Below are 14429 nucleotides of genomic sequence, written 5' to 3' on the forward strand. Positions count from 1 at the left end.
CGGCTGTTAATGAGGGGTCAACATGGTTGATGAATTCATGGCCGGTTCGTCCGGTCTCGAAATGCTTCGACCATGAGTGGATTGAGGCCAAGTTCGCCAAGCGCCTCGCGTGCGCGGCGATTGTCGCTCGCGCGGCCCGCCAAACGATAACCGTTGAGTTGGTCAGGTAACGCGGTGAGCATAGCGCCTGGGGTGAGCCGTCTGGCCCATTCATCGAGATCCTGCGAGAGAAAACGATAACCACCGACACCGACGATCCCCGAAGGCGGAGCCGTAATGCTGATCGTCCCGCGAGCCTTGTCGAGGCGCGCGGCATAGCCTGTATCGACGTAATCAGGTGGCGGTGCTTCAGACAGCAGATTCTCGGACGACGACGGAGGCCGATAGGCGGCGACAGGTACCATTGACCCGCGCAGAGCGAGCGTGCCTTTCATCGTCATCACAAACTCGCCAACGGTGTTGCGCGACCCGCCATATGGTCCCGGTGTGATTGGAGCAGGCGAACCATCCGGCAACCGCCGCGCGCCATAAAGCCCGATCTCGCCGAAGAGATAGACGTCAGTGAGCGCTGCATCCGCGCCCTGCCAATTCTCGCTAGAGGCGATGCGATCCGGCGTACGCCACAGACCGATCACGCGCTGCATCGCAGACGGGCGTGACAAGGCACTGCCATCCGCCAGACGCAAAGCCAGCAGCGCTGGCACAATCAGCGTATCGCTTCCGTCTTCCTCAATTTGCTTTTCAAGTAGCTGCAAATCCGAAGGATGATGGAAGGCAAGCGAACCAGCACTCAGAAGCCATGTGACGAGCGAAGCCGCGAGGCCTCCGAACGACGACGGGATGATGGCGGACAAGAGCTTTGCCCCCTGCGGCACTTCGCTTTCCAAAAAGACCGCAAGTCCTCCCGATATGAGTTGGGCATGGCTGCGCGGGATCGCGCGAAAGCCGTCAGCGATCACATCGAACGACACAATGACCGGTTTCCGGGCATCGAGTGGATAGAACGATGCGAAGTCGGCGGGACCTTCTGTCACAATCTCCAGCGGAAACATGCCTTCCGGAAGATCCAGCCCGAAGCCAAAGACATGGCGAATGGAGAACGCCTCGGCGGCGGCGTTCAACGCCAGTTCGGCGTGATCGACAAGCTCGATCCGGTCGATGCCTACGATGGCCCGCGCGCCAATTCGATTCAGGGCGGTCGTGAGGTCCGATTGCCGCCAAAGCTGCGGCAGCAGCGCCACGATCATTCCAGCCCGAATGGCGCCCAGCACGGTAATCGCGAATTCGACTGTATTCGGCAGCTGAACGGCAACAATCGAGCCTTGTGGCAAGCCGGCTTCAATGAAACTGGTGGCGATCCAGGAGATCGCGTGGTCAGCCTGTGCGAATGTCAGCCGCATCGGCGGACGCCCGGTCACGCGATGCTTGTTCGGCGGATCGATCAAAGCCATTGCGTCCGGTTGACGCGCGGCGGTACGGCGAAACAGGTCGTCCAGCGTCGGAGAGCCGCCGGGCTGTGTCTGAGAGGCCTCGGAGGCCTGCAGGTCATCGCTCATCGTCATTGCGCCTTGGGGGCCGGCTTGTACCACCACGTCTCCGGCAAATACCCGGTCAACGCAGTCACTCTTGGCCGTTCTATCCGATTCCATCGAGCGATCCATTGCTCCTGGGCGCTATAGACCGGAATTGCGTAAAAGCCGGACATCAGCACCCGGTCGAGTGCGCGGACCGCCGGGACGAAATCCGATTGTTCACGGGCTTCCAGTATGGCCGTGATCATCGCGTCGATGGCGGGGTCTTTTGCGCCCATGTAGTTGCGGGTGCCATGGCTGTCCGCAGCCGAACTGCCGAAATAGAACGCCTGTTCGTTACCGGGAGACAGTGATTGATCTAAGCGATACTGGATCATGTCGAAATCGAAACTGAGCCGGCGTTGATCGAATTGAACCCCATCCACAGCGCGGATGGTCACATTGATGCCCGCACGTTTCAGATCGCGGGAATAGGCCAGGGCGATACGTTCCTGATCGCGGGTGGTAACAAGAATTTCAAAGGTCAAAGGCGAACGGTCGTCACGGTGTCGCAATACGGCTCCATCAAGGTCGTAGCCGGCTTCGGACAACAGAGCGAGGGCTGCGCGCAGCGTTGTACGGTCCCGCCCGGAGCCATCCGTCACCGGCAGGCGATACGTCCCGTCAAGAACTTCCGACCTGACGCTGGTCGAATAGGGGGCGAGAAGCACTTTTTCCCGTGCATCTGCCGGGCGGGTATAGGCGGAGAGCTCGGAGCCCGCGAAAAAACCAGCCGAACGGCCATAGAGACCGAAAAAGTAATTCCGGTTGATCCATTGGAAGTCGAACAGAAGGGTCAGTGCCTCGCGCACCCGGACATCGGCAAAGACCGGGCGGCGGGTGTTGAAGGCCAGAAACTCTGATGGTTGCGGTGTACCGGGCTTTATAACTTCGCGCACGACATCGCCATTGCGCATGGCCGCGAAATCATAGCCTTCGTGCCAGCGCAGCGGCTCGGTCTCCGTACGGAAATCGTAAAGGCCGCGCTTGAAGGCTTCAAAAGCGCCATTCGCCTCCCGATAAAAATCCACCCGAACCTCGTCGAAATTCCACAGGCCTCGATTCACGGGGAGTTCGCGGCCCCAATAGTCTGGATTGCGACTGAGCGTGACGCTGACGCCGGGACGCACGCTGGTAACCTTGTAAGGCCCCGATCCAATGGGCGCCGTCAACGATGTCTCTTCGAACGTCGCGACATCGACCGCGTGCTCGGGAAATACCGGCATCAAACCCATGATGAGTGGCAGTTCCCGGTCGTTGGCATTACCGAAGTCGAAGCGCACTGTGCGCTCGTCGAGAGCCTCTGCCTTTTCGACCTTGGCATAGTACAGCCGGTGGTTGGGACGGCCTTTGTCCCGCATCAAAGCCCAAGAAAACAGCACGTCACTGGCGCGAACCGGCTTCCCGTCAGAGAAACGGGCAAGGGGGTTGAGGCGAAATGTAACATAGCTGCGCTCGGCATCCGTTTCGACGCTTTGCGCAAGCAGCCCATACAGCGTGAATGGCTCGTCATTGCTCCGCGCCATTAAACTTTCGACGACGTATCCCCGGACTTGCTGAACCGCAATGCCTTTAACGATGAATGGGTTAAGGCTGTCGAACGTACCCAACAGGCCATGCACGATCCGGCCCCCCTTGGGGGCATCGGGATTCGCATAGGGCAGGTGGTGGAAATCGGCGGAGAGAGCGGGGGCGCCGTGCATCGCAATGCCGTGGACCGGGCGACCACTTGCCGGTGGTGGCGATTGGTTGGGGGGTTCTGCCCTCGCAATTCCGGTGAAAGTCAGCGTAATGGTTGCCAAAATCCAGCACCGCCAGATCAGGCCCTGGCGGCCGCAGCGCAAGCTCCATGACGGGCGGTTTGATTCGGCCGATCGCACATCGAAACCTACCACGGAAAGTGTGAGGTACGGCGGATTGCGATTGTGAAATACTCTTGTTGGCATTGATCTTTTCGCCCGCCGATGTATTGAAGGCGGGCAATTTGGGTACGATTGCGGGTCCCGTCACGCAACCGCCTCAATTGCCTCAGAGACAGCCGCCGATCAGTCGTGCCCTTGTGGTGGGGTGCTAAGGTCCAGAAAGGGTTTTCCACAATGAATTTCCGTATCTTGGCCGCGCAAACCTTGCCGCGCGGTCGGGTGTTCGCCGCCGTAGCAGCAGGCGCCCTTTTTGCCGTGGCGACCGTTTCCAGCGTGCAGGCCCAAACCCCGGCTCCAGCACCGAAAGCGCCCGCTCCAAAGGCGGCGCCCAAGGCTGCTCCGAAGGCAGCACCAGCGGCGCCTGCCGCCGGTGCACAGGCTCAGCAGGCTCCGGCAGCTCAGCCTCCCGCCCAGGACCAGATCCAGCTGATTTACCAGCCCTGGACCAAGTTCTGCATGAAGGGCCAGGACGCGAACGCCAAGCAAGTTTGTTTCACTGGCAAGGACGGCCGTATCGAGTCGGGTCAGCCGGTGGTTGCAGCCGTTATCATCGAGCCGGAAGGTGAACCGAAGAAGCTTCTTCGCGTGACCTTGCCGCTCGGCATGCAGCTCGTTCATGGCACGCGCCTCATCGTCGACCAGAATCAGCCGCAGCAAAGCCCTTACGTGATCTGCTTCGCCAACGGCTGCATGTCGGACTACGAAGCGACGCCAGAGCTGATTGCCAACATGAAGAAGGGTCAAAACCTGATCGTGCAGGCGATCAACGCCAATGGCGCGCCATTGACGCTGGCTCTGCCGCTCGGGGAGTTTGCGAAGGCCTACGATGGTCCGCCAACCGATCCGAAGGTGTTCGAAGAAAGCCAGAAGAAATTGCAGGAAGAGCTTCAGAAGCGTGCTGCAGAAGCACGACAGAAGCTTGAGAATGCTGCTCCGGCGGCGAAGCAATAAGCGTCGTCAACCGAACGAATGCAAAGGGCGCGCAGCAATGCGCGCCCTTTTTGCTGGGCTACCGTGACGCAACAGCGATGTTGAGGCTGATGGGAGGCGCGTTAGTTCAGTGAAGGATTTCGCGGCCGGTAACCGCCGGACTTGTCCTTGACGAAAATCTCGGCAACCTGCGAGTGACGGATCGGCTCCCCGGAGTCGTCAGGCAAAAGGTTCTGTTCTGAGACGTAAGCAACGTACTCAGATTCAGAGTTCTCGGCGAGGAGATGATAGAACGGCTGATCCTTGTGCGGCCGCATCTCTTCAGGGATGGACAGCCACCATTCCTCGGTGTTGTTGAATTCCGGATCAATATCGTAAATCACGCCGCGGAACGAAAATATCCTGTGGCGAACAATCTGACCGATCTGAAATTTTGCGGTACGCGCTTTAATCATAACTCGTCGAATAGACCATGATTGTGGCCGATGCTAGAGGCAAACCCATGAATCGGGCAGTTAAGCGTCCGCTTACCATTTGTCCACCGGTCTCCCGGATTAATCCCAAAGCGTACCCTAATGATCGAAATCCTGAATCTTGCACTGCCGTATTTCGGGTTGATCTTCATCGGTTACGCCTGCGGCAAATACAAACGCCTGCCGGAAGCAGGATTGGCTTGGATGAACTTTTTCCTGCTTTATGTATCCCTGCCGGCACTGTTTTTTAGAATACTCGCAAAGACCCCATTCGAGGAACTTAACAATCCTCCATTTGTGATCGCGACCACGCTGGCGACGGCCAGTGCGTTCTTTTTGTCGATGTTTGGAGCGCGGTTGTTTGGGCGATTATCCTTGCGCGAGTCCGCGATGGCGGGACTCGGAGGAGGGTATGGGAACATTGGTTACATGGGCCCGGGACTCGCGCTCTCGATGCTCGGTGCGCAGGCTGCCGCGCCTGTTGCGCTGATCTTCTGCTTCGACACGATCTTTTTGTTTTCGATCGTTCCACTGTTGATGGTGCTGACTGACGGTCAGAAGAGACCGCTGCTGCCGACAATCGGCCTGATCACCAAGCGCATCCTATTACACCCTTTGATTGTCGCTTCTTATTGCGGCGCACTCGTTGCGGCGTTCCACATTCACCCGCCGGTCGCGATCGACGGCATGCTGCAGTTCCTGCAGAGTTCTGCCGCACCGGTTGCTCTGTTTGCCTTGGGTGTTACGGTCGCGCTGCGCCCATTCTATCGCGTGCCATGGGAAGTTCCCGGCATCGTGCTGGTGAAACTCATCGTTCACCCGCTCATTGTATCCGGTCTTCTGATCCTGCTTGGACCTTTTCCACCGCAATGGGCCGCGGCGGCATTGCTGCTCGCGTCGCTGCCGCCAGCGCTGAACGTTTTCGTGATCGCACGGCAGTATGATACCTGGATCGAGCAGGCATCAGCGGCCGTTCTGGTTGGAACGTTCGTGTCGGTGGTAACGCTCACGACAGTGATGTGGCTGATCAAAACCGGCGCAGTCACGTTTCCTTGATAACCCGCGGATGCGCGGATCTGCAGTACCCGCACGGTGGTTTATTGGCGCGAACGCCACGAGGGTGAGAGGCCTTCGCGCATGGCGAGCTTGCGGAGCGGACCGACTGACGCCAGCAAATGCATGCCCGCGGCACGCAGCGACTGCAGCGGCAGGAAGTCATTGAGCAGCGTGCGGTTGGCCATGTCGACCATGAATGTCCGGCTGAACACGTCCGCGCGTCGAGTCTGCTCATAGCGCTGGAGCGTATGATTGGAGCCAGGATCTTCGCCGTGGGCAAGTGCCTTGCGAACAGCATCGGCAAGATCGGCGGCGTCGCGCAGTCCCATATTCAGGCCCTGCGCGCCGATCGGCGGCAGCACATGCGCGGCCTCGCCGACAAGCGCGATCCGCCTGGCCGCGAGCCGCTCGGGCTGTTCGATTGCCAATGGGAAGACGTGGCGCCCTGGTGCAACGCTCATACGGCCCAGAATCGAATGGCACCGACGCTCCACAGCCTCGCTGAGAGCCTCATCGTTCATCGCTTTCAAGCGTTCCGCTTCAGTCGGGCTGAGCACCCAAACTACGCTTGAATGGTTTCCAGGCAGCGGCACAAACACGCAAGGCCCGGTTTCCGTGTGGAATTCCGTCGATATGTTGAGGTGTGGGCGCGTGTGCGCGACATTCAACGTCAATGCCGATTGATTGAGGTCGCGTCGTCTGACGTTGATGCCGGCGGCTTCTCTGCAAAGCGAATGGCGGCCATCGGCGCCGACGACAAGTGCTGCTGAGAGGATGCCTTCTTTGGTCCGCACCTCGACACCGGTTTCGCGCGTCACGACGGTCTCTGCGTCATCGTCGATACGGGTCAAGCTGGAGAGTTCTGCTGCGCGCTCTTCCATCGCCGCCAGAAGCACGCGGTTTTCGATGTTGTAGCCGAACGCGTCCATCCCGATCTCGTCCGACGAAAACTTGACTTCAGGCGCGCGGATCAGGCGGCGCGTGTCGTCGACCAGACGCATCACGCGCAATGCGGCCGCCTTATCCTGACAACGCGACCAAATGTCCAAGGACTGAAGAAAGTCGACCGATCCGCCGAGCAGGGCAGTGGTACGGTTGTCCGCGTAAGGGGACCGCCTTGCAACAAGGGCGGTTTTGACGCCCGCGCTGGCCAAGGCAATCGCGGTTGCCAGCCCTGCGGGGCCGCCGCCGACAACAACGGCTTGATAGTCATGCGAGACAGGAGAAGATGCACTCATGAGCTATCTATGATCTCGTTTTTCCGGTGTCACAATCGATTTTAGACAACGTCTTTACGTGTGTGATGGTTCAGACTTCGTATTCGGAACACTAGCATTTCGGTTCAAATCAGGACACCGTTTCGCTGGCGCTTCGAGTCGCAGGTCACGTGTGTAAATTGGACGGATTCCTGATAGGGACGGCCACAGATGGATAAGTCCGGTCCGCAAATCGAGCCAAAGTTACCGGTGACGACGCGTTTGCGTGCTTTCGGCGTGCATATCTTTACGGCTCTTGGCGGCGCCATTGCACTGATCGCGATGCTTGAAGCGGTGAGGGAGCATTGGGCCGCAATGTTCGCCTGGCTTGGCGTGGCGCTCATCATCGACGGCCTTGATGGACCGCTAGCACGCCGGTTCAAGGTGGAAGAAACCCTGCCGAACTGGTCCGGCGATACGCTCGATCTGGTGATCGATTTCCTCACTTACGTTTTCGTCCCGGCCTACGCCATCACCGCCAGCGGATTGCTTATGCCGGTGGCGGCGCCGCTGCTCGGCGCGGCCATTGTCATTTCCGGCGCGCTCTACTTCGCCGATCGTCGGATGAAAACCAGTGACAACCACTTTCGCGGCTTTCCCGCGTTGTGGAATGCCGCGGCATTTTATCTGTTTTTGCTAAAGCCTCCGCCCGTTGTCGGCAGCGTTTTCCTTGCCGTGCTGGTTATTCTGACATTCGTGCCGTTCAACGTGCTGCATCCGGTGCGGACGACCCGGTTTCGCAAACTGAACTTGGCGCTGATTGTGCTGTGGGCGATACTCGCCATCATGACTGTCGCTGCAAACTTCGTGGTGCCATGGTGGCTGACGGCAGCCCTTGTCATCATCGGAGTCTACATTCTCGTCATTGATACCGTCATTCGAATGACTGGGTGGAATCGCGCATGATGCACTTGTTGACGAGCCCCGAAGCCTGGGCCGCACTGCTGACGTTGACCGCACTTGAGATCGTACTCGGCATCGACAACGTGATTTTCCTGTCGGTGATCGTATCGCGGATTCCGCCTGCGCAGGCAGAGCGAGCGCGCAAGATTGGTCTCGCGCTGGCGCTGATCTTCCGCATCGTGCTGCTGAGCGCACTGGTCTGGCTGATTGGACTGACCGAGCCGGTCTTCAGCGTCGGCAAACTCGGATTTTCATGGCGCGATATCATCTTGATCGGCGGCGGCTTGTTCCTCATTGCCAAGGCGACCCATGAGATTCACGCCGAGGTCGAGGCAAAGGACGTCGAGGCCGATGACAAGCCGAAGGCCAGTGCATTCTTCTGGGTGATTGTCCAGATCATCATCATCGACCTGGTGTTTTCCCTGGACTCAATCATCACCGCGATCGGCATGGCGCAGGATCTCGAGATCATGATCGCTGCTGTCATCATCGCGGTCGCGGTGATGTACATTTCGTCGGGGCCGGTTGCTACGTTCGTGGCCGAACATCCCACCACGAAGATGCTGGCGCTGGCTTTTCTCGTGCTGATCGGCGTTGCTCTGGTGGCTGATGGCTTCGCGTATCACATCCCCCGCGGCTTTATTTACGTCGCCATTACGTTCTCGGCGGCGGTGGAAGCCTTCAACATCATGGCCAAGCGCAACCGCAAGAAGCGGGCGGTTGCCTCCAAGCAAACCGGATAGATCGCTCTGTCGCGTTGACAATTTTCCGGCTATAGCCTTCTTAATTCGATGAAATTGATTTCGCCAAAGAGACTGAGGGAGTGAGAAAATGACCAAGGCGGTGCGCGTGCATCAGGTCGGCGGACCGGAAGTGCTGACCTATGAGGATGTGGACGTTCCAGCGCCGGGCGCCGGAGAAGTCCGGATCCGCCAGCACGCGATCGGGCTGAACTTCATCGATACCTACTACCGCACTGGCCTTTACAAGGCGCCGACCATGCCGTTTGTCGCCGGAAACGAAGGATCGGGCGAGGTGGTAGCAGTCGGTCCAGGCGTGACCAATTTTCATCCCGGCGATCGGGTCGCCTATTACGTCAATCTCGGCGCCTACGCGACCGAGCGGAATGTCCCGGCAGACAAGCTGGTCAAGCTTCCGGATCACATCTCCCACGAGCAGGCCGCAGTGTTGATGCTCAAGGGCCTGACCGTGTTCTACCTGCTGCATAAGACCTTCAAGGTCGAGCCCGGACACCGCGTGCTCATTCATGCGGCAGCGGGCGGCATTGGCCTGCTGGCGTGCCAATGGGCGAAAGCGATGGGCGCACATGTGATCGGCACTGTCGGCACGGAAGACAAAGCCAAGCTCGCGCTCTCCAACGGCTGCGATCACGTCATTCTCTACAAGAGCGAGAACTTCGTCGAACGCGTGAAGCAGATCAGCCGGAATGAACTGTGCGATGTGGTCTATGACGGCGTCGGCAAGGACACGTTCCCGGGCTCGCTGTCATGCCTGAAGCCGCGCGGATTGTTCGTGTCGTTCGGCAACGCGTCCGGTCCGGTGCCGCCATTCGCGCTGGCCGAACTCAACAACCACGGCTCGCTCTTTGCGACGCGTCCAAAGCTGAACGACTATGTCGGCACGCGCCGTGAGCTGATCGAGGGCGCTGATGCGCTGTTTGCTGCGGTTCTGAGCGGCACTTTGCATGTGCCAATCAACCACGCCTATGCGCTGAAGGACGCGCAAAAGGCGCATCGTGATCTCGAAGGTCGCGTGACCACAGGCGCTGCGATTTTGAAGCCCTGATCCGATCGGGCTCTGTGATGCCCCGCACGATAAAGCCTCGGTTCTGATTAACTCAGAACCGAGGCTTTTTCTTTTTGTCTAGACGTGATGGATCAGAAACCGGCGGCGCTGCCGTGCAGATCGTACTGGTCTGCGCTCTCGATCTTCACAGTGACGATGTCGCCGACCTTCAATGGCCGGCGGCTTGAAACGTAAACCGCGCCATCGATCTGCGGCGCATCGGCCTTCGAGCGTCCCTTGGCGACGGTGGGACCAACTTCATCGATGATCACCTGCTGGCGGCTGCCGACCTTGCGCTTGAGGCGCTGGGCGGAAATCTTCTGCTGACGCGCCATCAAGGCATTCCAGCGCGCGGTCTTGATCTCTTCCGAGACCGGGTTCTCGATGGCGTTCGAGGTCGCGCCCGCCACAGGCTCATATTTGAAACAGCCGACGCGATCGATCTGCGCTTCGTCCAGCCAGTCGAGCAAATACTGGAAATCAGAATCCGTCTCGCCGGGGAAGCCGACGATGAAAGTCGAGCGCAATGTCAGCTCGGGGCATTGCTCGCGCCACGCCTTGATGCGCGCCAGCGTCTTGTCCTGCGCGGCGGGCCGGCGCATCTGCTTCAGCACTTCGGGGCTCGCGTGCTGGAACGGGATATCGAGATAGGGCAGCACCTTGCCCTCAGTCATCAGACCGATGACCTCGTCGACGTGCGGGTAGGGGTAGACGTATTGCAGGCGGACCCATGCACCGAGTTCACCGAGTTCGCGCGACAGGTCGAAAAATTTCGCGCGGACCTCGCGATCCTTCCACGGGCTCGTGGCGTATTTTATATCGATGCCATAGGCCGACGTGTCCTGCGACACGACCAGCAATTCCTTGACGCCGGCAGCGACCAGCTTCTCGGCCTCGCGCAACACGTCATTGGCCGGACGCGAGACGAGATCGCCGCGCAGCTTCGGAATGATGCAGAAGGTGCAGCGGTTGTTGCAGCCTTCGGAAATCTTCAAGTAAGCGTAGTGCCGTGGCGTCAGCTTGATGCCTTGCGGCGGCACGAGATCGAGGTGCGGATTGTGCAGCGGCGGCAGCGCGCGGTGCACGGCCTCCAGCACGCTTTCATATTGCTGCGGTCCGGTGATCGACAGCACGTTAGGATAGGCCTTTTCGATCTGCTCAGGTTCCGCGCCCATGCAGCCGGTCACGATGACCTTGCCGTTCTCGGCCATGGCCTCGCCAATGGCACCGAGTGACTCCTGCTTGGCGCTGTCGAGGAAGCCGCAGGTGTTGACGATGACCAGGTCGGCCCCATCATGCTTCCGGGCAAGTTCATAGCCCTCGGCTCGGAGCCGGGTGATGATGCGCTCGGAATCCACCAGTGCTTTGGGGCATCCGAGGGACACGAAACTGACTTTTGGGGCGACGCCCTGATCCATAGCTGCCAACCAGTTTGGGAAACGCTGGAGCTATCCCCAATCCCTCATAAATACAAGGGTTCAAGCCTGAGGGAGGGGTATACGGAGAGAAGGTTCCGGATGGGCGGAGATCGTTCCGGTCGAACACCGAAGCGATGAAGGATGTGCTTTACCGCCATGCTGGTTGAACGTCCGCATAACCTACAACGACACAAGAGGGACATCTGCCAGCCAACGCGATAGGCCGGACTCGGACATCAAAGCTTAGCAGGCTTGCCCTTGTGATCTTTTAGAGATTCTGACCTGTGGATAAGGCTTTAAACCGAGAGGCAAGTCAGTTAGGCGGCTTCAAATGAAATGAGATGCTCCATCTTATACGATTATTTTGTTTCTTGCTTGTTTCCACGGAGCTTCACCGCAATGCGCCTTTTGATCTTCGGCATGGCGTTCATTACCGTTTCCTACGGCGCGATGTTTCAGGCGCGGGCCGAAGTCGACAAGATCATCCATGCCTGCGATCGACAAGAAGGATTGTGTCCGGAATTCAGGCCACGCGTGAAGGCACCTGATGGGTGGGCGAGGGACGAGGCCGCGAGTCTCAAGTACGGCGTCTCGATGTTCGTGCCCAACGGAAAGAGTTTCGGTAAAGCCGAAGCAATCATCTATGCCGAAGGCCGCTACAACAAGGCTCGGATGGAATTGGTTCAATGGGTCGCATCCAGCGATCGAGATTGGGCGACGACATCCGGCAAGAATGCCAAGATCACCACGCTTCCCGCGGTGAACCCCAAGGTCATTATCAACCGCTATGACAATCCGTCCCTGAAGGACCAACCGATCGAAGTGATCGCGCATTACGCCGATCTCGACAAGGACGGTAATTCCTACGTCGTGCGGCTCGCGGTCTCCGGCCTCAACGAGACGGCGGTGATGGCTGCCGTGCCACTTCTCGACAAGATGATCGTTGGCGCGAAGATTCCGTGAGAGCATAAGCCCAGATGTTCGCTCCGGGTCACGACCGGTTAGGGACCACATAAGTTCTGCTTCGTATCCGAAAGCCGACAGCTCACGCTAATGAGTACACGCCCCAATTGACGAGTTGATGATCCAGATGACAGCCGCCTTCGGGCGGCATTTTTCTTTGGGGGTGGACGGCTTGAAAAGTTTACATTCGTTGTCTCAGGAGCACCCCGAGGGACATGAAACTGACTTTTTGGGGCGACGCCCTGATCCATAACCATCAACCAATTTTGGGGAACGCTGGAGCTATCCTAAATCCCTCATAAATACGGGCTTCAAGCCGAACGGCAGCGCGTGTTAGGGTTGTTTTGCCGGAATGCGAGTGGTGAATGGCTGCGGATTCGTCGTTTAAGATCGTTATCGTCGACGAAAGCCCCATCAGGGCCGCGATCCTCAAGGAAGGATTGCAGGAGGCGGGGTTCACCAGCGTCGAACACATCAGCGAGATGCACAGTTTGCTGGCGCGGATTTACGCGCTCGATCCCGATGTCATCCTAATCGATCTGGAAAATCCCAGCCGCGACGTCCTGGAACAAATGTTCCAGGTCAGTCGCGCCGTGCGCCGGCCCATCGCCATGTTCGTGGACCAGAGCGATGCCACCTCCATCCAGGAGGCCGTTGAGGCGGGGGTGTCCGCCTACATTGTCGACGGCCTGAAGAAGGAGCGCATCAAGCCGATCCTCGATCTTTGCATCTCACGCTTCAATGCCTTCGCCAAACTTCAGGATGAACTCGACCGCACCAAATCGGCCCTCGAGGAGCGAAAGATCCTCGACCGGGCGAAGGGCATCCTCATGAAGATGAAGGGCCTGACTGAGGACGAGGCGTATGTGCTGATGCGATCGACCGCCATGCGCGAGAAGAAGAAAATCGGCGAGATCGCTCAATCCATCATCACGGCGGCGGAGTTGTTGAAATGACCGATAAACCGCTCAGGATCGGCTTCATCCCGCTGGTCGACGCGTCCGCCTTGATCGTCGCAGTCGACAAGGGATTTGCCGCCGCCGAAGGCCTCGATGTGAGCCTGGTGCGCGAAGTGTCGTGGTCGAATGTGCGCGACAAACTCAACATCGGTTTGTTCGATGCCGCGCACCTGCTGGCTCCCGTCGCGATCGCATCGAGCCTCGGGCTGGCGCAGGTCAAGGTCCCGATCGTCGCGCCGTTCAATCTGGGGCTGAACGGCAACGCTATCACTGTATCTCCGGCTCTGCATGCAGCGATCATGAGAGAGGCGGACGGCGATCCCGCCAATCCGCTGGTCACCGCGAATGCGCTGGCCCGTGTGGTTGCTACGCGGCGCAAGTCGGGCGCCGAGCCGTTGACGTTCGGCATGACGTTTCCGTTTTCGACGCACAATTATCAGCTGCGCTTCTGGCTCGCGGCCGGTGGTATCGATCCCGACGAAGATGTGCGGCTTGTGGTGCTGCCGCCGCCCTACATGGTGGACAGCCTCGCCAATGGGCACGTGGATGCGTTCTGCGTCGGAGCGCCATGGAATTCGATCGCGGTGGATTTCGGCGTCGGGCACATCCTCCATTTCGTATCGGATATCCTGGCCCGCGCCGCCGAGAAGGTTCTGGCCGTTCGGGAAAGGTGGGCGCAGGAAAACCCGCTGGTCCTCGCCAAACTCACGCGGGCGCACGGACGGGCGGCCGACTTCATTGAGCGGCCGGAGAACCGTGCTGAAGTCGCACGTATTCTCGCCAGGCCCGAACGGATCGGCGTGGATGCAGAGGTCATCCAGCGAACCCTGGATGGTCGCTTGAAGGTGTCGCCGGACGGCACGTTCCGGGAGAGCGACCGGTACTTGCTCGTAGGGCGCGAAGGAGCAGGCCGCCCGGATCCCGTTCAGGCCGCATGGCTTTACGCGCAGATGGTTCGGTGGGGGCAGGCGAGCTACTCAGCCGACGCGCTGGCTGCGGCTAAGAGCGTCTTCAGACCCGATCTCTATGATGCCGCCCTGGGAAGCCCGGCGGCAGCTTCGGGCGATATCTCTGACGGAATAGGCGCCTTTACCGGCGGCAATTTCGACGCCGGCGACATTGCCGCTTACCTGTCCTCGCTGGCAATCAAGCGACGCCCAACCTAAAACCTT

General features: G+C 59.1%; 13 protein-coding genes. 8 read left to right on the forward strand and 5 right to left on the reverse strand.

The genetic code is table 11. The annotated features are described in order from the left end of the window. Positions 1-35: 35 nt before the first annotated feature. The gene (locus tag ACZ5C3_RS15625; RefSeq protein ID WP_464031067.1) at positions 36-1556 is read right to left on the reverse strand and encodes an AMP-binding protein; all 1521 of its coding nucleotides are present in this window, start codon (positions 1554-1556) and stop codon (positions 36-38) included. A gap of 2 nt (positions 1557-1558) precedes the next feature. Then, entirely contained in the window at positions 1559-3274 is a 1716-nt protein-coding gene (locus ACZ5C3_RS15630) for an extracellular solute-binding protein (RefSeq protein WP_464044787.1), read from the reverse strand. 393 nt (positions 3275-3667) lie between these two features. Between ACZ5C3_RS15630 and ACZ5C3_RS15635 the strand changes: the two genes are divergently transcribed. Further along, a complete protein-coding gene (locus ACZ5C3_RS15635; protein ID WP_464031069.1) occupies positions 3668-4444 on the forward strand; it encodes an invasion associated locus B family protein in 777 nt (258 codons plus the stop codon). Between the two features lie 101 nt (positions 4445-4545). Here the strand turns inward: ACZ5C3_RS15635 and hspQ are convergent, their stop codons facing one another. Beyond that, positions 4546-4878: a heat shock protein HspQ gene (gene hspQ / locus ACZ5C3_RS15640; protein WP_458760979.1), complete on the reverse strand. Its 333-nt coding sequence runs from the start codon at positions 4876-4878 to the stop codon at positions 4546-4548. A 120-nt stretch (positions 4879-4998) separates the two neighbouring features. Here hspQ and ACZ5C3_RS15645 point away from each other — a divergent pair, with 120 nt between their 5' ends. Next, positions 4999-5952, forward strand: coding sequence for an AEC family transporter (locus ACZ5C3_RS15645; protein ID WP_464031071.1), 954 nt, complete (start codon positions 4999-5001; stop codon positions 5950-5952). A gap of 41 nt (positions 5953-5993) precedes the next feature. Here ACZ5C3_RS15645 and ACZ5C3_RS15650 read toward each other — a convergent pair whose 3' ends face one another. Next, on the reverse strand, positions 5994-7190 hold the full coding sequence (locus ACZ5C3_RS15650; RefSeq protein WP_464031073.1) for a UbiH/UbiF family hydroxylase: 1197 nt from the start codon (positions 7188-7190) through the stop codon (positions 5994-5996). A 189-nt stretch (positions 7191-7379) separates the two neighbouring features. On the opposite strand from ACZ5C3_RS15650, the gene ACZ5C3_RS15655 reads away from it, so the two are divergent. The 3 genes from ACZ5C3_RS15655 (at position 7380) to ACZ5C3_RS15665 (ending at position 9917) form a co-directional block, all read left to right on the forward strand. Next, complete coding sequence (locus ACZ5C3_RS15655) at positions 7380-8114, forward strand: CDP-alcohol phosphatidyltransferase family protein (protein ID WP_464031074.1); 735 nt, start codon at positions 7380-7382, stop codon at positions 8112-8114. Then, positions 8111-8854 carry a TerC family protein gene (locus ACZ5C3_RS15660; protein ID WP_464031076.1) on the forward strand — a complete coding sequence of 248 codons (744 nt, stop codon included), beginning with the start codon at positions 8111-8113 and terminating at the stop codon, positions 8852-8854. The genes ACZ5C3_RS15655 and ACZ5C3_RS15660 overlap by 4 nt, the downstream gene beginning before the upstream one ends. Before the next feature lie 88 nt (positions 8855-8942). Further along, positions 8943-9917, forward strand: coding sequence for a quinone oxidoreductase family protein (locus ACZ5C3_RS15665; RefSeq protein WP_464031077.1), 975 nt, complete (start codon positions 8943-8945; stop codon positions 9915-9917). Positions 9918-10009: 92 nt separating this feature from the next. Here the strand turns inward: ACZ5C3_RS15665 and rimO are convergent, their stop codons facing one another. Further along, a complete protein-coding gene (rimO, locus tag ACZ5C3_RS15670) occupies positions 10010-11335 on the reverse strand; it encodes a 30S ribosomal protein S12 methylthiotransferase RimO (RefSeq protein WP_464031079.1) in 1326 nt (441 codons plus the stop codon). A 399-nt stretch (positions 11336-11734) separates the two neighbouring features. On the opposite strand from rimO, the gene ACZ5C3_RS15675 reads away from it, so the two are divergent. From ACZ5C3_RS15675 to ACZ5C3_RS15685, 3 genes are all read left to right on the forward strand, one after another. Next, positions 11735-12298, forward strand: a complete 564-nt coding sequence (locus ACZ5C3_RS15675; protein WP_464031081.1) for a hypothetical protein — start codon at positions 11735-11737, stop codon at positions 12296-12298. Between the two features lie 365 nt (positions 12299-12663). Further along, complete coding sequence (locus ACZ5C3_RS15680; RefSeq protein ID WP_464044144.1) at positions 12664-13254, forward strand: ANTAR domain-containing response regulator; 591 nt, start codon at positions 12664-12666, stop codon at positions 13252-13254. Next, positions 13251-14423 (forward strand): CmpA/NrtA family ABC transporter substrate-binding protein, encoded by a 1173-nt coding sequence (locus ACZ5C3_RS15685; protein WP_464044145.1) that lies wholly within the window; start codon positions 13251-13253, stop codon positions 14421-14423. Before ACZ5C3_RS15680 ends, ACZ5C3_RS15685 begins: the two co-directional genes overlap by 4 nt. Positions 14424-14429: the final 6 nt, after the last annotated feature.

This window comes from Afipia dichlorophenoxyacetatis (genome assembly GCF_055386385.1).